Annotated in this window: 28 protein-coding genes; 12 read left to right on the forward strand and 16 right to left on the reverse strand. The window is 54.9% G+C overall.

What is annotated here, in order from left to right; genetic code table 11:
- Positions 1 to 2: 2 nt before the first annotated feature.
- The 10 genes from J0X19_RS11770 to J0X19_RS11815 all read left to right on the forward strand — a co-directional run bounded on the left by J0X19_RS11770 (position 3) and on the right by J0X19_RS11815 (position 8,370).
- The gene (locus J0X19_RS11770; RefSeq protein WP_206984553.1) at positions 3 to 695 is read left to right on the forward strand and encodes a hypothetical protein; all 693 of its coding nucleotides are present in this window, start codon (positions 3 to 5) and stop codon (positions 693 to 695) included.
- Positions 692 to 2,104 carry a packaged DNA stabilization protein gene (locus J0X19_RS11775; RefSeq protein ID WP_206984554.1) on the forward strand — a complete coding sequence of 471 codons (1,413 nt, stop codon included), beginning with the start codon at positions 692 to 694 and terminating at the stop codon, positions 2,102 to 2,104. Before J0X19_RS11770 ends, J0X19_RS11775 begins: the two co-directional genes overlap by 4 nt.
- Before the next feature lie 195 nt (positions 2,105 to 2,299).
- Entirely contained in the window at positions 2,300 to 3,235 is a 936-nt protein-coding gene (locus J0X19_RS11780) for a hypothetical protein (protein WP_206984555.1), read from the forward strand.
- 2 nt (positions 3,236 to 3,237) lie between these two features.
- The gene (locus tag J0X19_RS11785; protein ID WP_206984556.1) at positions 3,238 to 4,374 is read left to right on the forward strand and encodes a hypothetical protein; all 1,137 of its coding nucleotides are present in this window, start codon (positions 3,238 to 3,240) and stop codon (positions 4,372 to 4,374) included.
- A 14-nt stretch (positions 4,375 to 4,388) separates the two neighbouring features.
- The gene (locus tag J0X19_RS11790; RefSeq protein WP_206984557.1) at positions 4,389 to 5,738 is read left to right on the forward strand and encodes a hypothetical protein; all 1,350 of its coding nucleotides are present in this window, start codon (positions 4,389 to 4,391) and stop codon (positions 5,736 to 5,738) included.
- Positions 5,735 to 6,850 (forward strand): hypothetical protein, encoded by a 1,116-nt coding sequence (locus J0X19_RS11795; RefSeq protein ID WP_206984558.1) that lies wholly within the window; start codon positions 5,735 to 5,737, stop codon positions 6,848 to 6,850. The genes J0X19_RS11790 and J0X19_RS11795 overlap by 4 nt, the downstream gene beginning before the upstream one ends.
- Entirely contained in the window at positions 6,850 to 7,200 is a 351-nt protein-coding gene (locus J0X19_RS11800; protein ID WP_206984559.1) for a hypothetical protein, read from the forward strand. Before J0X19_RS11795 ends, J0X19_RS11800 begins: the two co-directional genes overlap by 1 nt.
- 45 nt (positions 7,201 to 7,245) lie before the next feature.
- Positions 7,246 to 7,578 (forward strand): hypothetical protein, encoded by a 333-nt coding sequence (locus tag J0X19_RS11805; RefSeq protein WP_206984560.1) that lies wholly within the window; start codon positions 7,246 to 7,248, stop codon positions 7,576 to 7,578.
- Positions 7,559 to 8,068 carry a lysozyme gene (locus J0X19_RS11810; RefSeq protein ID WP_206984561.1) on the forward strand — a complete coding sequence of 170 codons (510 nt, stop codon included), beginning with the start codon at positions 7,559 to 7,561 and terminating at the stop codon, positions 8,066 to 8,068. Before J0X19_RS11805 ends, J0X19_RS11810 begins: the two co-directional genes overlap by 20 nt.
- Positions 8,065 to 8,370, forward strand: a complete 306-nt coding sequence (locus tag J0X19_RS11815) for a hypothetical protein (protein ID WP_206984562.1) — start codon at positions 8,065 to 8,067, stop codon at positions 8,368 to 8,370. Before J0X19_RS11810 ends, J0X19_RS11815 begins: the two co-directional genes overlap by 4 nt.
- Positions 8,371 to 8,784: 414 nt before the next feature.
- On the opposite strand, the gene J0X19_RS11820 is transcribed toward J0X19_RS11815, so the two are convergent.
- Positions 8,785 to 9,516 (reverse strand): relaxase/mobilization nuclease domain-containing protein, encoded by a 732-nt coding sequence (locus J0X19_RS11820; RefSeq protein ID WP_206984563.1) that lies wholly within the window; start codon positions 9,514 to 9,516, stop codon positions 8,785 to 8,787.
- Positions 9,500 to 9,817 (reverse strand): hypothetical protein, encoded by a 318-nt coding sequence (locus J0X19_RS11825; RefSeq protein ID WP_206984564.1) that lies wholly within the window; start codon positions 9,815 to 9,817, stop codon positions 9,500 to 9,502. Before J0X19_RS11825 ends, J0X19_RS11820 begins: the two co-directional genes overlap by 17 nt.
- 258 nt (positions 9,818 to 10,075) lie before the next feature.
- Here J0X19_RS11825 and J0X19_RS11830 point away from each other — a divergent pair, with 258 nt between their 5' ends.
- Positions 10,076 to 11,815 carry a type IV secretory system conjugative DNA transfer family protein gene (locus J0X19_RS11830; RefSeq protein WP_206984565.1) on the forward strand — a complete coding sequence of 580 codons (1,740 nt, stop codon included), beginning with the start codon at positions 10,076 to 10,078 and terminating at the stop codon, positions 11,813 to 11,815.
- On the opposite strand, the gene J0X19_RS11835 is transcribed toward J0X19_RS11830, so the two are convergent.
- The 11 genes from J0X19_RS11835 to J0X19_RS11885 all read right to left on the reverse strand — a co-directional run bounded on the left by J0X19_RS11835 (position 11,778) and on the right by J0X19_RS11885 (position 17,811).
- Positions 11,778 to 12,407, reverse strand: a complete 630-nt coding sequence (locus J0X19_RS11835; RefSeq protein ID WP_206984566.1) for a hypothetical protein — start codon at positions 12,405 to 12,407, stop codon at positions 11,778 to 11,780. The two genes, J0X19_RS11830 and J0X19_RS11835, sit on opposite strands and share 38 nt — an antisense overlap.
- On the reverse strand, positions 12,385 to 12,813 hold the full coding sequence (locus J0X19_RS11840) for a hypothetical protein (protein ID WP_206984567.1): 429 nt from the start codon (positions 12,811 to 12,813) through the stop codon (positions 12,385 to 12,387). The genes J0X19_RS11835 and J0X19_RS11840 overlap by 23 nt, the downstream gene beginning before the upstream one ends.
- A gap of 9 nt (positions 12,814 to 12,822) precedes the next feature.
- On the reverse strand, positions 12,823 to 13,290 hold the full coding sequence (locus J0X19_RS11845) for a P-loop NTPase family protein (protein ID WP_206984568.1): 468 nt from the start codon (positions 13,288 to 13,290) through the stop codon (positions 12,823 to 12,825).
- Positions 13,287 to 14,009, reverse strand: a complete 723-nt coding sequence (locus J0X19_RS11850) for a hypothetical protein (protein WP_206984569.1) — start codon at positions 14,007 to 14,009, stop codon at positions 13,287 to 13,289. Before J0X19_RS11850 ends, J0X19_RS11845 begins: the two co-directional genes overlap by 4 nt.
- A 183-nt stretch (positions 14,010 to 14,192) precedes the next feature.
- Positions 14,193 to 14,771 (reverse strand): Lar family restriction alleviation protein, encoded by a 579-nt coding sequence (locus J0X19_RS11855; protein WP_206984570.1) that lies wholly within the window; start codon positions 14,769 to 14,771, stop codon positions 14,193 to 14,195.
- Positions 14,772 to 14,853: 82 nt separating this feature from the next.
- Positions 14,854 to 15,804 (reverse strand): ArdC family protein, encoded by a 951-nt coding sequence (locus J0X19_RS11860; protein WP_206984571.1) that lies wholly within the window; start codon positions 15,802 to 15,804, stop codon positions 14,854 to 14,856.
- Positions 15,805 to 15,819: 15 nt separating this feature from the next.
- The gene (locus J0X19_RS11865; RefSeq protein WP_206984572.1) at positions 15,820 to 16,155 is read right to left on the reverse strand and encodes a hypothetical protein; all 336 of its coding nucleotides are present in this window, start codon (positions 16,153 to 16,155) and stop codon (positions 15,820 to 15,822) included.
- Positions 16,152 to 16,568: a hypothetical protein gene (locus J0X19_RS11870; RefSeq protein WP_206984573.1), complete on the reverse strand. Its 417-nt coding sequence runs from the start codon at positions 16,566 to 16,568 to the stop codon at positions 16,152 to 16,154. The genes J0X19_RS11865 and J0X19_RS11870 overlap by 4 nt, the downstream gene beginning before the upstream one ends.
- Positions 16,568 to 16,930, reverse strand: coding sequence for a hypothetical protein (locus J0X19_RS11875; protein ID WP_206984574.1), 363 nt, complete (start codon positions 16,928 to 16,930; stop codon positions 16,568 to 16,570). Before J0X19_RS11875 ends, J0X19_RS11870 begins: the two co-directional genes overlap by 1 nt.
- Complete coding sequence (locus tag J0X19_RS11880; protein ID WP_206984575.1) at positions 16,917 to 17,183, reverse strand: helix-turn-helix domain-containing protein; 267 nt, start codon at positions 17,181 to 17,183, stop codon at positions 16,917 to 16,919. The genes J0X19_RS11875 and J0X19_RS11880 overlap by 14 nt, the downstream gene beginning before the upstream one ends.
- 76 nt (positions 17,184 to 17,259) lie before the next feature.
- Positions 17,260 to 17,811 carry an Nmad5 family putative nucleotide modification protein gene (locus J0X19_RS11885; protein WP_206984576.1) on the reverse strand — a complete coding sequence of 184 codons (552 nt, stop codon included), beginning with the start codon at positions 17,809 to 17,811 and terminating at the stop codon, positions 17,260 to 17,262.
- A gap of 134 nt (positions 17,812 to 17,945) precedes the next feature.
- Here J0X19_RS11885 and J0X19_RS11890 point away from each other — a divergent pair, with 134 nt between their 5' ends.
- The gene (locus tag J0X19_RS11890) at positions 17,946 to 18,323 is read left to right on the forward strand and encodes a hypothetical protein (RefSeq protein WP_206984577.1); all 378 of its coding nucleotides are present in this window, start codon (positions 17,946 to 17,948) and stop codon (positions 18,321 to 18,323) included.
- A gap of 111 nt (positions 18,324 to 18,434) precedes the next feature.
- Here J0X19_RS11890 and J0X19_RS11895 read toward each other — a convergent pair whose 3' ends face one another.
- The 3 genes from J0X19_RS11895 to J0X19_RS11905 form a co-directional block, all read right to left on the reverse strand.
- Positions 18,435 to 18,671, reverse strand: a complete 237-nt coding sequence (locus J0X19_RS11895; RefSeq protein WP_206984578.1) for a hypothetical protein — start codon at positions 18,669 to 18,671, stop codon at positions 18,435 to 18,437.
- 34 nt (positions 18,672 to 18,705) lie between these two features.
- Positions 18,706 to 19,161, reverse strand: coding sequence for a hypothetical protein (locus J0X19_RS11900; RefSeq protein ID WP_206984579.1), 456 nt, complete (start codon positions 19,159 to 19,161; stop codon positions 18,706 to 18,708).
- An 80-nt stretch (positions 19,162 to 19,241) separates the two neighbouring features.
- A complete protein-coding gene (locus J0X19_RS11905) occupies positions 19,242 to 20,450 on the reverse strand; it encodes a site-specific integrase (RefSeq protein WP_206984580.1) in 1,209 nt (402 codons plus the stop codon).
- Positions 20,451 to 20,495 lie beyond the last annotated feature (45 nt).

Raw genomic sequence — 20,495 nt, forward strand, 5'->3', positions numbered from 1 at the left:
CCATGACCACCGTCCGCGACCTCATTACCGGCGCTGCCCGCCTGCTGGGTGTTATCCAGAAGGGTGAAGCATTGGCCGCCGACGAGGCTGCGGACGGCTTTTCTGCCTTGAATGATATGCTGGGCACCTGGTCCAACGAAAGCCTGCTGATTTTCAGCCGTACGGTTGAAGAATTCACCCTGCAACCCAATGTTGCGGCCTATCCTATCGGCCCGGGCCTGACGTTCGACACGGTGCGCCCGACCGTCATTCACGAAGCCTACGTCCGTTATCAGGGTTTCGATCAGGAATTGTGGATCATCTCGGACGAGGAATACAACGGCATTTACGATAAATCCACGCCGAGCATTTACCCAACGCGCCTGTCGTTCGACAACGCTTACCCGGTCGGCACCATTCGCGTCAACCCGGTTCCCGATCGCGCTTCGACGCTGATTTTGTCGTCGGAAAAGCCAATCACAGAATTTGCCTCGCTGGATAGCGAAATCCTACTGCCGCCCGGCTGGGCGCGCGCGCTGCGCTATAATCTGGCCATAGAAATGGCGCCAGAATATGATGTCATGCCCAGCCAGCTGGTGCTGTTGGGCGCGCAAAACGCTAAGGGCCAGTTGAAAATTACCGCTCTGCGCAGCCAGCCCGAAACCGTCAAGCAGCGCTCGGGCCGCTATAATATTTACACGGATCAGGTTGAATGAAAGCCGGACTCGTCGGTCCCAGCTACAAGATGCGTTCCCGCCCGTTCAGCGCCGAGCGCTGCATTAACCTGTTTCCGATCCTGGCCGAAAGCAAAGCCAAGGACGTCGCCGCGCTGTATGGCACGCCGGGCCTCAAGCTGTTTGCCACTGCCGGGCAAGGGCCTATTCGCGGCCTGATCACCTGCGGCAATGGCCGCACGTTCTGCGTGTCGGGCAATGAGTTGTATGAAATCTTGGCCGACAAGACTACCGTGGTGCGCGGCATGCTGAGCACGTTCAATGGCCCGGTTTCGATGGCAGAAAACGGCTTACAACTGATGCTGGCCACCTCGCCGGATGGGTATATCTTCAAGTTTGCCGACAACACGCTGGCCAAAATCACCGACCCCGACTTTCCCGGCGCCGATTACGTCATTTTTCAAGATGGCTTTTTCATCATCGTGCCGCCCAACAACATGGGTCGCTTCAACATCTCCAAGATTTACGATGGCCTGAGCTGGGATGCCCTGGACTTTGCCACGGCAGAAAGTTCACCGGACGGCTTGGTGTCGCTGGAATCCGTTGCGGGCCAACTGATGCTGTTCGGGGTTTCCACCACCGAAATCTGGTACAACAACGGCTCGGCCGACTTCCCTTTTGCGCGCCTCTCGGGTGGGCGCATGGAGACCGGCGCCGCGGCAAAATTCAGCTTGGCCAAGCTGGATAATAGCGTCTTTTGGCTCGGTCAGGATAAACACGGCTCAGGCATGGTGTTCCGGGCCAACGGCGTCACGCCGTTGCGCATCTCGACTCAGGCCATCGAATACGCGCTCGCCCAGGTAATCGAGCTGGCTGGCGACCTGTCCGGCATAATCGGCTTTCCTTACCAGCAGGAAGGGCACCTATTCTATATCCTGACCGGAAATGGCATGGAAACCGCGTTGGTGTTTGACGCGGCCACTCAGCTATGGCATGAGCGCGCTTTCCTGTTCAATGGTGATTATGAACGCTGGCAGGCTGTTTTTCACTGCTTTGCCTTCAACCAAAATCTGACCGGCGACCGGCTTTCCGGCAATATCTACGTCATCGACCAAGACACTTATACCGACAACGACCAGCCGATTCGTCGCAGCCGGGTGTTTTCGCATGTTTTTAATGAGGGCAAGCGATTCAAAATTGCCTCGTTGCAGGTCGATTTCGACCCCGGTGTCGGCAACGCCGCCTGCCCGGACCCGCAAGCGTGGCTGCGCCTGTCCAAAGACGGTGGCAACACCTGGTCGAACGAGTATAGCGCCAAGCTGGGCAAGGTGGGCGATTACTTGCGCCGCGTGATCTGGCGCCGGCTGGGCATCCAGCGCGAAGCCACGTTTGAGGTCTCGGTTTCCGACCCGGTCAAGGTCATTATCACGGGGGCGCGCTTCAATGGCTGATCCAGTCTTGCCCAACCCGCCGATGACGGTGCCGATCATCGTAAACGGTGAGATGTCAATGGAATGGCGCATCTGGTTTCAACGGGTGTTCGACGCGATTACCGGCTTGCAAAATGCGCCCTGATCTTTTAGACTACGATCAGTATGTCACGCTTTGCGCCAGTGCGCCCAGACTACTAACTGCAAAGGTGCAAAATGGGGCTTGGTAGTATTATTGGCGGTGCGCTCGGCGGACCTGCGGGGGCGGCTATTGGCGGCCTGATTGAGGGTAAAAACGCCGTTCGGAACGCTCAAGGCCAGTTGGTAGCGGCGGATCAGGATTCAATCGCGCTTTACAATCAGCAGCAAGCCGAAGCCAAGAAAAACCTCACCCCTTACCTGAATACCGGCACGGCGGCAAATATGCGCCTTGGCCAGTTGCTAGGCGTTGCGCCTACGTTCGACCCTTTATCGGCCTATAAAGAGGCGGTGAACGGAACAACCGAATGGGGTACGGAACGCCAGCACTATACGGTGGACCCGACAACCGGTGCGCTTGTTAAAGGCAAGGTTGCGGGGGCCAGCCCGTCGTTCTACACGATGAAAAACCTCGATTTGGTGGGCATTAATTCCGATGTCGCCAACAAGAAAGCGGGCGCAACCGTTGCACCGGGCGAATATGGCAGCTTGCTTGATCCGTTTACCGGGGCTGATTTGGCCGATGATCCGGGTTATAATTTCCGGTTAACCCAAGGCGAGACAGCGCTGGACCGGGCCAATTCCGCAAGGGGCAATTTCCTCAGCGGCTCGGCCATCAAGGGCGCGTTGGATTTCAACAGCGGCTTGGCCTCGCAGGAGTTCAACAACGCTTTTGCCCGCGACACAACCAATAAACAGAACATTTTCGGCATGCTCTCTGGCACGTCGGCGGCAGGTCAAAATGCGGCGGGCACGCTAGCCAATCTGGGCGCAAACTATGCGCAGAATGTCTCTGGGATGTTTGGTAATATCGGCAACACCCAAGCAGCGGGGACGATCCAACAAGCCAATCTGAACAATCAGGCGGGAGCTACGATGGGCAGCATCTTCGGCAATCTGTACGGTCAATACCAGGCGCAACAGCCGATCAAGTGGAATCCTTATGGGAGTTAATCATGCCGACTAATCCCAACATTATCATGGCTTTGAAAAGTTACGCGGACTTCTCGGACGAACAAGAAGATCGCAAACTACGTCGTGCAGCCTTGGAACAGGATGCCGCCTTTAAACAGGCGCAAATAGAACTCTCGCAACAGAAGGCCGGTCAAGTTGATCTGGCCGACATTGCTAAAAACGCGTTCTACAAAGCGGCTAGTGGTATGCCGGTTTCCGAGCAGGAAATGGGTCTTGCCCGCGCGTTCGACGCCTCCCGCCAGCAGATTTACACCGACCCGCTGGGCAACCAGGTCACGCGCCCCTCGGTGCTGGACCGCATGGGCGGTAATACGCTGGGCGGGATGATGCAGCCACCAACCCCTACCCTCGCTGCCGGCCCTACCATGGGCGGCGTTATGGGTGTTCCGCCAATTCAGGCCAGCGAATTGCCGCCCTTGCCCAACGTGCCAGGCACGGGTGGCGTTGCAGCTGGACCTCCCGTGCTGGGATTTGATCCCAATACCCCGCCGCCTGATTTCAAAGGCACGCCTATTTCGGCACTGGAACGGGTGCCGGTCAAAGCGAACGTCATGGCCGGGGTCGATCCATCCATTGCCAGCTCGCCGGTTGGTCAAAAGGCCGAAATGGATGCGACCATTGGCATCAATACGGCGGCGGTGAAAGCCAGCGCTGAGGAAAATGCCAAGGTTGAGGCTGGCGCGCTGGGTAAAATGAAAAATACCGGCGTTACGCTGGACGCTTTCGAGCAGTTGCGTGACGCATCCAAAGCCGCGCCGTCCGGCCTGTTGCAAGACCTCAAGGCGACCTTTTCCAACAAGGCTAACATCAAATCGGACGCTGCTAAGGCACAGGGCGTTTTCAGCGTCAAAAAGGCCAACGCCGAGAACATGATTAGACAAACCTTTAAGGTTGTGGGCAGCGGTGCCACCTCCGACCGCGACGCCTTGCCTTTCATTCAAATGCTGCCGGATGAAAAAGACAGCTCGGAAGTCAAGGACGCCAAGATCACGGCGGCAATGAGCGCCCTGAAACGGCAGGCCAATACCTTGGCCAGTCAGCGCGGCCTACCCTCGCCTTTCCCTGACGATGCGCCTGCCGCCCCGGCTACTGTCGATTACACGGAATATTTTAAATAATGCCCGTCGTTAAAATGCCCGATGGAACCAACGTGACGTTCCCCGACGATATGCCCAAAGAGCAAATCAAGGGGATGATTGCGCAGAAATTCCCCGACGCAGCCAAGTCAGCCGAACCCGGCTTTATGGATAAGGTCGATCAGGCGTTTGATAAGCGTGCCGGTAACATGACCGATATTCTGAATGCCAAGGATAGTCAAACGGGTATTGAAACCGGTATGCAGCAGGTCGGCCAGATCGCGGGCCTGGCCAATGACACGGCGGGCGCTGTGGTGTCCAGCCTATTTGACGCCACCGCCGCGCCCATCGTAAAAGAGGGTTTCCAGAACGTGGGACGGGCCGTGGCCAATTCGGCGCCCGGTCAGTTCGTCGCTGATCTCGCCAGCAAGGGCAAACAGAAATTCGACGCCTTCGCGCAAGAAAATCCGCGTGCGGTCCGAAACCTCGCAGCGGTGGGCAACATTACCGAAGCGGCAGCAAACCTCGCACCCGTGGTCAAAAGTGGCGCCATGGCACGAAACAGTGTTGCCAAGGAGCTCAACCCGGGCGAATTACTGACTGCCGACGCCATCAAGACCGAGGCGAACAAGGCGTACCAGTTTGCGGCCGAGCGGGGCGGAACGTTGAAGCCGGAATTTACCAACAGCTTTATCGACGGGGCGCAGGCCCTCAAGCCCCAGACGGCCGCTGGTAAGATCGTGGCGGGCGAAAGCACATCAACCCAACTGGCCGACCGCTTGCAGGGCCTGCGTGATCAACCATTGAGCTTGGCCGAAGCCCAGGAAATTGACGAAACCTTTGGCGATGTTATCGACGGCCTGATGGAAAACGGGCGCTTGACCAAGGAGGGCAAGAAAGTGCTTGACCTGCAAAGCGAGTTCCGCGGCATGATCGACGCCGCCGACGAGACGCAGATCGCGGGTGGTCGGGAAGGCTTCGAGTCCTTGAAAGAGGGGCGCCGCTTGTGGTCCAAGCAGGCCAAGGTCCGAGACATCGAGAAAATCATCACCCGCGCTGAGATGACCGACAACCCCGCCACCTCATTAAAAACCGGGTTTCGCAACCTGTATCTGAACGATAAGCGCATGCGTGGCTTCACCAAAGAGGAGCGCGCCCTGGTGAAAAAAGCGGCGGAAAGCGGCGTGACGGCTGACATTCTGCGCACGTTTGGCAGCCGCCTGCTCCCGATCGGTGGCTCGATTGCCGGCGGTCCGCTGGGCGCAGTGGCCGGTCAGGCGGTGTCGATGGCCTCGCGCAGCGGCGCGACCGCCGTTCAAACCCGCAAGGCCAACAATCTGGCGCGCTTGATTTCCAAGGATGGACGGTTTAAAATGCCTAATAAGTTCGCAAAGGACATTGAATGACCCAGTTGCTCCCCGCCATCAAGGCCCGCTTTCTCGACGCCAATGGCAAGCCGCTGGCTGGCGGCAAGGTGTTCGCCTACGCTGCCGGCACGTCCACGCTCAAGGACACCTACACAGACAGCGCGGGCGATACAGCCAATTTCAACCCGGTCATCCTGGACAGCCGGGGTTATGCCGATATCTGGCTGGGTCAGGGCGATTACAAAATCGTGGTGCTGGACGCCAACGACGTGTTGCAGCTGACCATCGACAATGTGGCAGGGGATTCCGCGCAAGGCTTTGCCTCCAAGGTCTTTTCGATTTCGACCAACACCAACATTACGGAATCCTATGACCAAGCGGTGCTGGTCTGTACCGGCAGCCTCAGCCTAAATCTTTTGGCGGCAGATATGGCGGGAGAGGGCTTTGCCATCACGATCATTAATGCTGGCACAGCCGCTGTCATTATCGAGCCGAACGGCGCCGAAACGATTAATGAGGCCGAAAATCTTACCCTAGACGCTGGCAGCAGTGCCCTTTTGGCTTGCGACGGCGACGAGTGGTTTACAGCTTTTTCGCGCAACTCTTTTAGCAAAGCTGAAGCTGACGCGCGCTTTGCTACTGCCGCGCAAGGCGGAAAAGCCGACAGTGCCCTGCAAGCCACTACGCAAACCGTTTTACAGCAGGTCGAGGAGATAAATCTCGCCAAATCTACCACGACTGCCATCATTCCGCTGGACAACACAATCCCGCAAAGCAACGAGGGCATCGAGTTTATGGCGGTGACGATCACACCGAAGAAAATCGGCAGCAAGATCGTACCGCGCTTTTATGCCTCGGTTTCGGGCACGAATGGCACCAAGGGATTGATCGGCTCGATCTACATGAACAACGATGCAAATGCCATCGCCACGGCCATGGTCAACCCGTCCGACCAAACGTTTCAATTTTCTTTTATGGCGGAGGCACCGGCCATTGTAACCACTTCGCTGACCCCGATCACCTTCCGCTTCCGCTATGGAATTGCTAGCATTGGAACCAGCGGCACCAACGCTTATATCAATCGAGGTTCACAAATGGACTTGTTCGGCAATGCCGCAATCAGCAAATTCACCGCGACGGAGTACGCATAATGGACACCTTTGAAATCTTCGGCACGATCCGCAACGTCGGCGGCGTATGGCAGGTTCTAAATGATGCCGGGCATCAGCCGCTGAACATTGATAGCGTTTCTGTGGTCAATGGCAGCTCCACATCGGGCTATGTCCGCATCACCTACCCTGCCGCTACTAAGGTTGGGGCGCTGCTGGTCACCCCGGATGAAACGTGCGCTAAGTCGTGCATCCATGCCGGGGCCAGCGTGGGCCTGGGCGAGGCGTTTATTTATTTCGGGAAAAACGGCGTGGCCATTGCGCCGAACACCATCTCCAATGCCTCAGCCAATTTCTGGATTTACGGCAAGATGTGGAAGGAAGCGGTCTAGATGCCTACCAGTTCTCAACCTGACGTGTATGCGCTCCTCATCACTATGAGCGACACCCTGGGTCGCAATACACAAATGGTTGCTGATACCAAGGACAACGTCGCTACCATTTTGCAGGACCAAAAAGTCAGCACTGTCCGTATGACGCAGTTTGAGAGCGAGATTAAAGAGTTGACCAAAGACCACCTGGAGGTCAAGGTTACGACTGTTGACCATGAAAAACGCATTTCCAACATCGAAGAAGGTCACCGTCGCCGGAAATGGTTTATTGGCATCATGGCGACCGCCTGCGGCTTAGGATCCACTATTGTTGGCTGGCTTTTAATGCATTGGGGCGCTATTCAGGAGGTTGTTCGTCGTGGACCAGAAACCCAATAAAAAGTCTCCCGGCCCGGCCGTTGCTGCCATATTCGGCGCGGCGTTGTTGCTGGCCGTCCCGTTTATCGTTGACAAGGAAGGCGAAAGCCTGACCGCTTACCGCGACGTGGCGGGCGTGTGGACTATATGCCACGGTGAAACCCTGGGCGTGAAGCCAGGCGATGTGAAAACCAAGGAAGCATGCCGTCTGATGACGCATTCCCGCGTTGGGCATTTTATGACCCAGGTCGATAACGCTGTGACGCTGGACATCTCCCCTGCCACGCTGGCGGCGCACACCAGCTTTGCCTACAACATCGGCATCAACGGCTACCGCAATTCCCAGGCGCTCAAACTGACCAATGCCGGCAGGCTGAAAGACGGATGCCAGGCGATGATGAACTGGTACACGGCGGGCGGAAAAGACTGTCGCAAGCGCGCCAATAAATGCTACGGTTTGATTGCGCGCCGTGCGGCTGAGCGGGATATGTGTCTGAAAGGTGTGCAATGAAGGCGTGGATTTACTGGGTCACCATTGCCGCCGTCCTGATGTGGGGTCCGATCTGGGTGGTCGGCAAGTGGCAAGGCGCAAAAGATGAGCGCGCCGCCAACGAAACCGCCATCACCCTATCTAGCGCCAAGAACGATATCGCTACCGTCAGCGCCATTTCCGGCGTCAAAACCGAGTACACCCCTTTTTACGTGGAGATCGAGCGTGACCCATCCCCCGCCCCGCCGCCTGCCTGCCCTGTGCCTGCTGTTATCCGCAATGCTATTGACCGGCTGCCAGCACCCCGTGGCACCACGCATTAACCCGGAGCTGGCCGCCCAATGCGACCATCCGCTCAAGCCTAACCTCACTGGCTCGCGCTGGGATAAGGCGCTGGCGGCCTATGCTACGCGCCAATCTGAGGTCATCGACATCTGCATCGCCGTCATAAACCCGCTGACGGTGCGGTGACCCGCGTCCGCAACTTTCACGATCCCCGGTGGAAAGCCTTTCGCAAGCGCGTGTTCGATTATTATGGTCGAAAATGCATGAAGGGCGGCAAGTGTCATGGTCCGTTACAGATCGACCATATCAAAAGCTACATCACCCGGCCCGACCTCGAATACAGCTTCCTTAACGCCCAAATCCTTTGCCGCAAGCACAACATGGAAAAAAGGCTGGAAATCGACCAAGGACTATCGCCCCTTGCTCAAGGTGTGGATATACCGCCTGACGCGCTAATCCCGCTCCCGGCTGAGGTTGTCCTTACCTCGCGCCAGCTTGAGCAACATTTCCTCGATCATCCTCTCCCGCTCGGTCAGCTCCGGCTTGTTTTCGGCAAACGCATCTGCTGCCGCGTCAAATTTCTCCTGGCGCAAACTCGGTTCGGGCTCGGGCTTTTTTCCGGCGTCAGCGACAATTTCCTTATTATCAGCGTACAAATCTGCGGCTTTCTCTTGGCGCGTCAAGTCAAGCAGGGTCTTGGCCACGCGGCCTTGAGCTTTCTCCGTAAAATATTTCGGGGTTCGGGTATGGCCGAATTCGATCTCCATTTCCTCCTTGGCGGCGACCGATTTGTGATGCAGATTGCTATCCGAACGTAGTGTTCCCTTTTCCCGGTCGTAGCGCGACCAGCCGACGTGGATGTGCGTCCGCCCCTTCTTTTCGTGCAGGACCGCAAACCGGGGCTGGCCCTCCATGCCCAGTTTCTTTTCCAGAATTTCAATGCTGCGCATCCAGCGCTCGGGCGTCATGGTCTTGTCCTCCCCGATGGCCGGGTCTATGCTGGCCGCCAGAAAGGGCTTGCTGTAGCGCCCGCCGCTTATGGACATTTCCGCGATGGCCAAGTGCAGATTATCATCAAAGACGACGCCGCGGATATCCAGCACCTCGGCCCGGTCATTCTCCTTGCTTTCCAGCAGATACTTGGCCCAGCCCTTGCCGCCCCGTGCGTTAGATTTTACGATCATGGCTCAGCAGTTCTAAGAGCCGTTGCGCAGCCCGCTTGAGGGAGAATGCCGCTTCCTCCCGGATGAAGGCGTCGATGTCGGAATCCTTGATCACCTGAGCTGCCAACGACACCTCGTCCAGCATCTGATGCAGTTCAATTTTCAGGCTACCGGGGCTGTTGATGTGGTCCTGTAGGTACTCGGAACGCGTCACCTTCAGGCGCCGGGCATGCCGAACATGCCGCGCCTCTTCCCTTTTATTCAGGGCAAGGTGAAAAATATGCGTTCTTTTTTCGTCATCTTTTTTGCGCGGGCGGGCCATATATTATTCTATGTTAAAATAGCTGGTATTCATACACATAAAAATGTTTTGATGGGGGTCAAAACACACCTTGCCAGAAATCGTCCGCGCCGCCGGGATGATATATGACGTAGCGTCCGTGCCCTCTATTTAGTGCAACCGTCAGCCTATTCTGAAAAGTCCCGTTCGGTGGCGATTGAAGCGAAGTACCTGGAAATCAGGCTTTGATATTACGATTTAAACATATAAAATCCAGGCTCCTTCCAAACCCCAATACTTATGCAACAAATAACTACAGATCATCTCGTCACCCTCCTGCGGAACCGACCCAACCCCGGAGGCCTCGCCAAAGCGCTATTATTCTTTATCGGCGTCCTGCTTACCCCCATCACCCTGGCCGGGGCGCTCTGGGGCTATGTCCGGGGCTACAATCGCTTCCTCGCCAAGCGCAACCTTCTCCCGGACCTTGTGGAACTTCCCGCGCCTGTGCTGGCCGGCATGGTCATGTTTGCCGTCATCGGCTGGCTGCTGCTACTCGTCGGCATTGTGGCGGTTCGCAACTTTATGGGCATGTTCTACGGCAGCAGCATGGACACCGGCAGCATGATGGCCATAATTGGATTTAACATCGTCGGCTCGTCGCTCGTGTTTGTGGGCTTCATCTTCTGGCAAAGGAAATTCATCCGGCACGCCATGGAGGAATCCCGCTACGGCTCGGCCCGCCTCAGCCAGGTTGACGACATCGCGCACTACCTTACACCGAACGGCTTAAGCGTCGGCGGCTATCTCTCCTACCGCGACCAAGGCCACATCATGACCCTTGGCAAAACCCGGGGTGGCAAAGGCGTTGAGCTGATCATCCCCGCGCTGCTGGACCGATCGGCATACACCGGCTCGTTTGTCGTCATCGACCCGAAAGGTGAAAACGCCGCCATCACCGCCCGGTATCAAAAGGAAAAGGGCCAGACCGTCTTGCTTCTCGACCCCTGGGATATGCAGACCGATGCGCCAGCCACCTACAATCCTCTGGATATTCTCAAGCCGGGCGACGACCTGGGCGACGACGCGATGATGATTGCCGAAATGATTGTCCCGGACAATCCCGGTGAACACGATAAATTCTGGACCGAGCGCGCCCGATCGGTTATTGCGGGCCTGATCATTCACATTCACAGCAACAAAGGCACCTTAATCGATTTGTGGCGGTATCTACGACTTGACGATAAAGCCTTTGCGGAACTGGTGGCCGATATGCGCTACAGCCAGAATCCGATCGTGAAGGTCACCGGCAACGAACTGAGCAACGCCATGGCCAACGACAAAATGTTCGCCTCGATCATCGCAACCGCGCTGCAACACACCGACTTTTTGAAATCCCCGGCCCTGCAACGCTCCATGGTGAAATCCAATTTCAACGTCAACGAACTGAGCGAGGGCAAAACCACGATGTACGTCATCATCCCGGCCGACAAGCTCAAAAGCCATTCGCAGTGGCTGCGCCTGGTAGTGACCACTTCCATGCGGGCGGTAATGCGCAATCACAACCGGCGCGTCACGTTCATCCTGGATGAGTTTCCCAGCCTCGGCCCGCTCCGCGAAATCTCGGAGTTTGGTCTGGCGGCGGCGGCCGGCTACAATATTTCCTTGTGGATGATTCTGCAATCGCTGCCCCAGCTGAAAAACCTTTACCGCGACAACTGGGAGAATTTTATCGCCAACACGGCGGTCAAGCATTACCTGGGCGTGTCGGACAATTTCACGGCGGACTACGTCTCGCACTCGATCGGCGTCAGCACCATAGTGACCCGCACAGAGGGCGAGAATAGCCAGACCCACTCCACCCAGCGCCAGCTCTTTACCGCCGACGAGGTGCGCATCGTCAGTACGGAAAGCATGATTATTCAGGTTGACCAGAAACCGACCGTGATCATGGGGCGCAATCCGTATTACCTGGACGAAACTCTGCTGGAACGGGCCGACACTAACCCGATGTATAGCGCAACCGCATCGAAACGCTGAGCGCCGCTGACTGGTCGGGCCGATACTCCGGCGCCCTAATGGCCCGGCGCACGCTCTCCGGCTGGTCCATATAGGCTTCGCTCAGATCTTCGATTGCGGCCACCTGGGTGTCGATCTCGCTGTCCAGCGCCTCAATGAAAACGTGCTCTGCCACGCCATTGCCGAAGAACAAAATGCTGCCGGTGCGCCGCTCGTTGCGGATTGCGTCGGCGGCATTTTTCGTTTGCCCGTTGGTGATGACGTGCATTTCCTCCGGCTTCGGCAGGCCGTACAGATGGCAGCGCGTCAGGAAATCCCAGAAATGGACATAGACGAACACGGCCACGCTCCTGGCGCCGGGGCTGGCCGGTAGCGTTCGGACGCCTGCCGGGCCGATGGTGCCGCTCTTTTCCTGATGCAGCTCCGCGTTGCGGTGATAAATCTCATGGCCCCCGGCGTCATTGCGGAAAGCCAAGGCGTTTATGCGGTTGGGGGTGATGAAGGCCTGTTGCAGATAGGTTTCGGCCAGGGCCTTGGTGAGCTGGCGCCGCCCAATCTCGGCCAGGCATGCTTTGTCTTTGATCTTGGCGCTAAGGCTTTTGATTGTGGGCACGGTCGCGCTCTGTAGCTTGAATGATGACGTGCAGTTCAGCCAGTTCTTCGGTTTTATTCGCTTTTCCCGATCCAAATGTCCGGGCGCTGGTCAAAACAACATCTTCAGGATTTCCCGACCATGTAGCCACGGCATGAAAGGTTTGGCCATAACCTGAAACCGAAAACCACCACCCCTTTGGACGAATAGCCTTCAGCGCGTCACGGCTGCGGGTGTAATGAGGATAGTTTTCTGCATGATATGCCGGGTCCTGCTGTTGCGAATTCCAGTAATCATTAAGGTGTATCGCACCGTATCCCCAGCCCATAACGTAGCACCGTACGCGGCAATCAATCTCGTCCAGCATCGCCACATCATCCGGCGCCACCGTTTCGATCATTTTTAAAATCTTCTCTGCTTCCGTCACTTCGCCCTCCTAGGCCCGCAATTTCATCGCGTAATCTGGTTTCATCATCTGGCTGTATTTGACCACGTTCGGCTGATTGTCCGCCCATAGCGCCATTGCCTGACTGATGCTCTCGGTCTGCTCGTCCGGCATCGCCAGTCGCCCGCTATCCGGCCCCGCCTTGTACTGCTGGTCGAAATGCACGATCAGATCGTAGTCCTCGCCCCCATACACCGGCCCGGCGTAAAACTGGCCCAGGAAAATACCACTGTCCGACAGCCATATCCGGTCAGGGTGCGCCTTGGCCCGGTCGATGTTCTCCTGCTCTAGCTGCGCGATTAAGTCCTGATCAGGGTAGCCCAGCTTGTCGATGACGACCCTTGCCGCCTCGGGCAAATATTCACAGGCAACGTTCTGCATTTTCAGTTGATGGGTCAGGCCGAGGATGCCCGTGCTTTTCCCGCTACTTGCGGCCCCCAAACTGCCGATGAGCATCACGCATCTCCTTTGCTGGCTTCGTATTCGGCTAGACATTTTCGGGCTATGATACCCATGTCAAAAACCGCTTTGCCGTAACCTCTGGTTTTTTCAGCTTTCCAGTGTTCGGCCTCTGCATAAAACCGCAAAGCCTCGACCAGCCCCTGTTCGCGATCATGGCGCGGGTCAGTTGTCAGGGCTGCGCGGATTGTCTCGATGGATTTACGAACGTGCTTGGCATGACCATGATTGATGCGACCATCCTCAATCTTTTCTGCAATGTTTTCGAGTAATCGCAATTCCAAAGCCGCCGCGCGTTCAGCATCTAACGGCGCTGGCTTGGATAGATAGCCATTGGCGGCAAGGTGGTCGATAATAGCTCGCACCGTGGCAGTGTTACATTTAGCAAATGCATGAAAAGGTGGCCCGCCATCATCACAGAATATTTTATATAATTCTTGATCAATCTTAATTGTCAACGCGTCAACATCAGGCGCGGGTTGTTGCGGGTGTTCGGGGGCTGCACGAACCATTGCTGTGTAAGCCCAAGCAGCATGGCTTTTTAGACCCATAGATTTACATTCTTCAATCCCCTCCTTCCCAGCCGTGTATTGTTCACTTGTAGGGGTTAATGGCACGATCTTGTGCGTCGCGTCGTCGTAAACGGTGGTTTTAAGCATTGTCGGCCTTCTTTCTTTTCCCAGTCCATCTGTTGAAAGCGTTTGGTTCTCGTTCAACATTTTCTTTTACGGTCTGGTATGTCCTCACTGGATTGAGACGGTTCCAGCGGAAATCTTGGCCAGCCCCTAGTCTTTCCAGACCATGAAAAACAATAGCGCCCAGAAAATAAAAGGCCGTCATTGCTAGCCAAAACGGGAAAGTAATAACTGCCGATATAAAATATCGAATTGTTTGAAACAAGATCATTCCCCGCCCCCTTGCTCTGCTTGGGCGGCTTTGAGGGATGTTAAAAGTTTTGGCGCATCATCAGACAGCCATGCGAACATATAAACCCTAGGCAATCCGCCGTTTTCTTTGTCGTTGAATTTATCAATTAATATCTGCAAAGAATTTATATGATCATATAAATCAACCGCATCGGGCTTCGGGGGTTGCTGTTGGGATAGGGCGGCAACGATTTCCTCAAAGTTTTCGAGTACCCATCGCCCTAGCTGGTCATGTTTGTTGAACTCGTCAAACCAGACGGTCCCGGCCAATTCATTTAATCGCTTAAGTGCTGAACCATCCCCCACGCTCACAGGCTCGGCGCGTTCGAGCGATGGGGCGCGAGTGTTCCATTTGCGAATGAATTCTGGCAGTTTCTCGCGTTTTTCATCGCTCGAAAAAATAATACCTTTTCGGATGAAGCAATCTTCGCTGTCGTGGTGGATCTCTAGGTATTTACGGGGCGGGTTAAATGAACGCGCCCAGCTATCCAGCCAGCGCAATTCACCGCCGCAAAACGGGCAAGGCAACAATTCGGTCGTCTGGTTTTCGGTCATGGTGTTTCTCCAAATAATCGGTTGATAAGGGCTTGCATGAATGGGCGCCAGTTGTCGTTGGCGGGGCGTTTAATCGCGATCATCACAACCTCAACGTCAGCTGGCCATTGACCGCATTACGCATCATTTCCAGCATTTCGGCCTTCTCGTTCAGCATATCGGTGTAGGTCAGGGCCGCACTAGCGGCAGACGCAATCGGCATAATCGCCTTAGGGTCGTGTTTCAGCACCTCAATCAACCCAGCCGGGCCGCACCATGACGCCATATAGCGCCCGTGGTTCGGGTCTACCTCGCGGGTAACCCCAAACTTGGCACAGGCGACGGCGGAATAGGTTTCCGCGATCAGTTCCTCGGTCGCATAGGCCCGCTCGGCAAAGCGGGTTTTCAGGTTACGGTCGCACCGCGTCGGATGCCCGGTCCAATGACCCAGCTCGTGAAACGTTACGGCATATTTCTGCTCGATAGGCGACATCGTATCGGTAGACAGCCAGCAACCGTCATCCGGCAAATGGATGCTGTCCGTCGAGGGCTTGTAATACGCCTGGCCGTTGCCGTCCTGCGTGATCACCGCGCCCGTGTTGGCGATGTACTGCTCGACTTGCGCCATGCGCTCACCCAGCGGCACATGCGGCACGATGACCGGCTCGTAACCCTCGGTTTGCTCCAGGTTGAACACCGTGGACACTTTCAGAAACGGAATCAGCTTCTCGTCGCCCGTCTTGGCATCCTCCACCGCCAGCCGGTCGAAATAAGCAATCTTGGTTCCCTTCTCGCCGCGCTTGACCTGTTTGCCGACGCTGGCCAACTGTTTGTAGCTGGCAAACTCGTTGCTCTCCCAGCCATGCTCGATCTGGCTGCCCCATAGGCCGAAGATGTTCGCCCCGTTGTAGCGCTTGCCGGTCACGGCGTTCTTGGGCAATCCCGGCCTCCCCTTAAACCCCGACATGAACGGGCGTCCATCCGTCAGGATTTGCTGCACCAAAATATCAGCGATGCTTTGGCAAAATTCTTCCTGTGCTTTGTTTTGGGGCAATCATTACTCTCCTGTTTAAATGGTTGGCGCTGGGCCGGGGGTGTCGCTAGGCATTCGTGCATCACGCGGCACCTTCAGCACCATGGTATTGTAAATGACATGCATCTTTATAAAATCGTTGTGGGCCACCCGCGGGTCGTTCATCGCCACGATGCCCGCATCAATCATGCGATGACTGGCCACCAATGGCACCACAACGGAATCCTGGTCGAGCGCGATGTCGAGAAAGTTTTCAGCCGCCTGTATGAGGATGCTGATCGCCGCGTCCGTGCCCACAAAAGCGTCCTTGGCGGCGATGCCGTCCTCGTTCTTGAGGTACATGATGGCCTGGGCCAGGTCGTCAACGGTCAAGCGGTTTCTCCTGTGGCCTTGGCGATGACGGCGCGGGCGCGGTCGGTTCCTTCATCTATCCATTTAGACCATGCCGCTTGCCGTTCTTCTGGGTCATGTGTGCGACAATCTTTACCCGGCTTCAAGTAGCCTGTTGCCTTTCTAAATTCCCTAGCAACGCGCTCAAAGCGATCTATGCTATCCTCTCCGTCTTTTGCCTCAAACATCTGATACCACTGCAAAGCCTCCAGCAAATCAGGCGCGGCGGCGATCAGGCGGGCGTTGGCTTCGCATTCTTGCTTTGTTTTCGGGTCTTTGTCATTGACAATCTGACCACAAATCCACGCAGTATCAGAAACCACGCACATTTGCCCGCTCTTGGGCGCCTTGTCCATATACCAAGGCCCAGGCGTGTGCTTTAAATTCTCGGCCATTACGCCACCGCCTTTCTGCGCTGCTTGACAGCATAGCGCGTCATCGCCAACACGCCAGCCGAGGCATACGGCGGCACTTGGTCGATTGCATTGGCGCTGAATGTGCCGATTTTGCTTATGACGTTGCGCATCGTCAGGACGCGGGAGAAGTCATAGCCACGGTCCTTGGTTTCTTCATCGAAGATCGAGGCGTTGGCTTCCTTGGTGGTGATACCGCCTCTCCAATGCTTATTTCCAGCGGGTGCGCAGTCATCGCATGCCCAAAGGCGGTATCTGGCATCGCGGTAAACTCCATCATCGTTGCAAGTGGTACATGTCATCGTTGTTCTCCTGTTGTTGATATAATTACTATAGGCCGTCACGGCCTAGTTTGTCAACAAGTTTTTTCAGGATTTTGCGGTTTTTCTTGATCGTTTCTTTGGGCAATATGCCGTATTCCATAATATAGTCAAGGCACAATGTATGGGGTCCAGAGATAGGATGTTGGCCTGCTTCATGCTTTCGGATAGCCCGGCCGCCGTTCAGGCGCACGACATCGGCCATTTCCTCCTGCGACAGGTTCAGCTTTTCCCGTAATGCCTTTGCTTCAGCTGGCGTGATAGTGGTATCGGTCAAGTCTGCTCTCCTTGATAGGTGGAATGACGATGCGCCAATGAGCGCACCGCCTTTCCGATTTCTTCAGGGGCGTTGGTCACTCAGTACCACCCAGACCCAGCAGCTTATTGATTTCATCAATCTGCACGGCAGGAACGCCACCTTTTGACTTGGCGCTTGCTTCGTCATACATGGCGTAAAATTCTGCACCCTCTGGCCAAACACTCTTTAGCTGCTTAATGGTGTTGACACTGTACAGCAAAGATTTGATAGCACGGTATGCCTTGTTTTGCTCGTCCCGAATGTCATTTTTCTTATTAGCAAACGCCTGGGCTTTCTCGGCCAGTTCGCCGGTGATATTGCCCAAACGGCTGCAATATCCTTTATTATAAGGAACAGGGACACCAATTTTGACACAAAGCGTCAAGTCATAACCGCCGCAATTAAAGCGCAAGCAGTCATCTTGATGAAACCATCTTTTGTCGAGCTTATTTGCAAGTTTCAATTCGTCGGGAGTGAAAATCGACTTGTAAAGCTCTAATGCCAAGTCATTTTCCTCTTGTTTAATACCATCGTTTTGGTCGGCAAAGCTCTTATGTGTGGCATTATTGGTAATGCTCTCACGCATCTCATTGGTAATTCTGGTCACGTCATATTCTCCTGTTAATCACGATCAACATTGACCGTAACAATAGAATAGGCCACCACGGCCTGCGATGTCAACATATATTTTTATATATAAATATTTATTATCTTAACCACTAGGACAAATCAGCTTGCATTATGAGTAAAACAGATACCGTTAAGACACTGCTTCAGATTGCTCAAGGCAGATTGGATCTCTGGTTGAAGTGGGCCAGAAGGTGGAAAGCTATTCATTGGATTGCTGGGACTCTTGGGGTTCTGTTCTCCACATTAGGCGCGATATCCAGTGTGACTATTTTAGGAACCGAATACATATTACCGAATAAACTTTTTTCTGGCATAGCAGCGGTTATAGTAGCCTTTATTGGCTTTACAAGCCCAATGAAGCAGTTTAACAGGCATATAAATGCCTATATGGCTTTAGACAAAGGCATTCGCAGATTCAGACAAGAAGATGAAGAATCACTCAATAAGGCTATTGATGCTTCAGAAGAGCTTGCCAATCCAAAAGACTAAGCCTTACCCTCCCCGAAAACTAAAATGTGCGGGCGCAGCCCGTCACGGTAGCAAAGGCAAAAAGAAAGCCCTCGATTAAGAGGGCTTGCTATAGAATGATGCGGAGGCTAATCAGCTTTTTTTCACGATATACTCGCCATATTTCCCGATTGCCCCATCAATTCTCGCTTGGTCTTCAATCCCATGATGCGCGGCCATCTCGTGAACGACCCGCCCCCAATATGCCTCGGGGCAATACTTCTTATTCGTCGGCCTTTTAATCGTTACCCCCAGCGCATGACGCGTCTTGGCTATCACGCAAGGCATGATCTGTTTGCCGGTGTCTGAAAACTTCTTTCTCTCTGCCATCAGTTGTTAAGATTGTTACCCATAACCCCGCGCCTCAATATCCCCGAGCCCGCAATTCGTTATTCTTTTTTACATCATCTGCGATTATTTTATAGTCCCAGATAACGACCGATAGCACGGCCAAGGCGAATACAATTACTCGGTGGCGGCTTCTTCTGAAAACAAAAAACAGCACCAAGCCAGCAAGCATTAAATAGCCAAAGCGCTCAAAGCCTTGGTTACCCTGTTTGTGAAAATTTGTAAGTCCAACGGCACAGCCATTAAACGAAATGGCGATAAGCAGCAGCCACACCAGTTTTTCAAAAGGTGGGGCCTTTATAAACTCGAATATAAACTCAAAGAAGGCGACAATGCCTTTACCGGCATCGGGGTCAGGCTCAGTAGGCATTCCATCTCTTTGACCGCGCTCATACTCAAGCCTGGCAGAGACATTAAATTCATGGGGCACTGCTCCAAACGGATTGTTTCTTCCCTGATCGTAAGGACTCATGATCTACGAGGCTTGAATTCAAACATTGCTAAAATACAGCAAATATTCACGAAGCAAAATGGTTGTACCGAGCAAGTCGTTCACACCCCCAGCACCGCATCGAGCGCGTCATCCGCGCCTTTCGTGATGAAGTTACCCTGATAGCCGATTGTCGTCTTGACGCTGCTATGCCTATATAAGGACTGCAACACCCGGATATTGATCTTGTCGCCCGCCACCTGGGCGAAGCTGTGGCGCGCAAGGTGCATCGACAACCGCTTCTTAATCCCCAGCATCGGCCCGATCACGAAGGCCAGCCGTTCGTCCAGTTTCGTGACTTTGTGAGAGATTTTACGCTGCACCTCGTATTTCTTCGCCCCTTCCAGCCCGCGCAGCTCGGGGAACACATGGTCCGTGTCCTTGGTCCGGCCCGCCTCGTACTGCTCCAAGATGAACAGCGCCTTTTCGTGCAGCTTCACCGAGCCGGCCTTGTTGTTCTTTCCCATCACGTAATGCAGCCGCCCGTCCTGAATATCCTGCCAGCGCAGGCGTAGCACATCCGATACCCGCATCCCTGCATTATAGTAGCTGAACAGCCACAAATTGACCGCGTGTTGGTGCTTTTCATTCTCGAAGGTGTGCAGCTCCATTTTCTTGACTTCATCGGCTGACAGCCCAACCTTGACCGCTGACGGCACTTTGATCACGGTCTTGCCCTTGCCGAACGGATACAGCTTGCTATCGACCAGCTCAGCCTGCATGGCGCGGCTATACACGTCGCGGATAAACGCCAGGCTGTTCGATGCGCTCCGCTCTCCTATCGTGCCGGTGGCCGACATCCACGCCTGAAACCGTTCCAGCATCCCCGTGGTGATGTCCGAGAAGGCCACGTCATGCCCTATGAATTTCAGGAGCCGGTTCAAATGAACTCGTTCGGCGACGACCCGGTTGTATTTGCCCGCCTGTTTCAGGATGGCTAGATACGCCTCGGCCTGCGGTACAAACGTCACCCCGGCGCTGGGCTTGATCTTCTGCCGGATGGCCTTCACCGACACATCCTCGCGCTGGCTTTCCACCTCCAGGGATTTATCCGTCGCCTCGGTGAGCTTTTTTAGCAGGAAGTTGTTTAGCCGTTTGGCGGAGGGGTGGGAACCTCTCACCCGCTGCGCGGCTTCATCCCAATCCTCGCGGGCTACATAGTGCCCCAGATGAATGAATGAAGCCTTACGGCTCTTGATGATGCGAATGGCAATCGGAAACTTGCCATCTTTGTTCGCTTTTGCTTTCAGGACCAACTTGACGGAAGCCATAGAATTTTGGGAACAACGGGAACAACAACAAAATACGAATTATAT

This window comes from Hymenobacter telluris (assembly GCF_017313265.1).
Taxonomy (GTDB): Bacteria; Bacteroidota; Bacteroidia; order Cytophagales; family Hymenobacteraceae; genus Hymenobacter; species Hymenobacter telluris.

What these genes read in the sequence shown, in the direction of transcription:
- J0X19_RS11785 (WP_206984556.1), top strand. Translation starts at nt 3,238, where the DNA reads ATGCCGACTAATCCCAACATTATCATGGCTTTGAAAAGTTACGCGGAC.
- J0X19_RS11830 (WP_206984565.1), top strand. Translation starts at nt 10,076, where the DNA reads ATGCAACAAATAACTACAGATCATCTCGTCACCCTCCTGCGGAACCGA.
- J0X19_RS11890 (WP_206984577.1), top strand. Translation starts at nt 17,946, where the DNA reads ATGAGTAAAACAGATACCGTTAAGACACTGCTTCAGATTGCTCAAGGC.
- J0X19_RS11905 (WP_206984580.1), bottom strand. Translation starts at nt 20,450, where the DNA reads ATGGCTTCCGTCAAGTTGGTCCTGAAAGCAAAAGCGAACAAAGATGGC.
- J0X19_RS11815 (WP_206984562.1), top strand. Translation starts at nt 8,065, where the DNA reads ATGAAGGCGTGGATTTACTGGGTCACCATTGCCGCCGTCCTGATGTGG.
- J0X19_RS11855 (WP_206984570.1), bottom strand. Translation starts at nt 14,771, where the DNA reads ATGACCGAAAACCAGACGACCGAATTGTTGCCTTGCCCGTTTTGCGGC.
- J0X19_RS11900 (WP_206984579.1), bottom strand. Translation starts at nt 19,161, where the DNA reads ATGAGTCCTTACGATCAGGGAAGAAACAATCCGTTTGGAGCAGTGCCC.
- J0X19_RS11870 (WP_206984573.1), bottom strand. Translation starts at nt 16,568, where the DNA reads ATGGCCGAGAATTTAAAGCACACGCCTGGGCCTTGGTATATGGACAAG.
- J0X19_RS11825 (WP_206984564.1), bottom strand. Translation starts at nt 9,817, where the DNA reads ATGGCCCGCCCGCGCAAAAAAGATGACGAAAAAAGAACGCATATTTTT.
- J0X19_RS11770 (WP_206984553.1), top strand. Translation starts at nt 3, where the DNA reads ATGACCACCGTCCGCGACCTCATTACCGGCGCTGCCCGCCTGCTGGGT.
- J0X19_RS11820 (WP_206984563.1), bottom strand. Translation starts at nt 9,516, where the DNA reads ATGATCGTAAAATCTAACGCACGGGGCGGCAAGGGCTGGGCCAAGTAT.
- J0X19_RS11780 (WP_206984555.1), top strand. Translation starts at nt 2,300, where the DNA reads ATGGGGCTTGGTAGTATTATTGGCGGTGCGCTCGGCGGACCTGCGGGG.
- J0X19_RS11795 (WP_206984558.1), top strand. Translation starts at nt 5,735, where the DNA reads ATGACCCAGTTGCTCCCCGCCATCAAGGCCCGCTTTCTCGACGCCAAT.
- J0X19_RS11850 (WP_206984569.1), bottom strand. Translation starts at nt 14,009, where the DNA reads ATGTTGAACGAGAACCAAACGCTTTCAACAGATGGACTGGGAAAAGAA.
- J0X19_RS11800 (WP_206984559.1), top strand. Translation starts at nt 6,850, where the DNA reads ATGGACACCTTTGAAATCTTCGGCACGATCCGCAACGTCGGCGGCGTA.
- J0X19_RS11895 (WP_206984578.1), bottom strand. Translation starts at nt 18,671, where the DNA reads ATGGCAGAGAGAAAGAAGTTTTCAGACACCGGCAAACAGATCATGCCT.
- J0X19_RS11790 (WP_206984557.1), top strand. Translation starts at nt 4,389, where the DNA reads ATGCCCGATGGAACCAACGTGACGTTCCCCGACGATATGCCCAAAGAG.
- J0X19_RS11775 (WP_206984554.1), top strand. Translation starts at nt 692, where the DNA reads ATGAAAGCCGGACTCGTCGGTCCCAGCTACAAGATGCGTTCCCGCCCG.
- J0X19_RS11805 (WP_206984560.1), top strand. Translation starts at nt 7,246, where the DNA reads ATGAGCGACACCCTGGGTCGCAATACACAAATGGTTGCTGATACCAAG.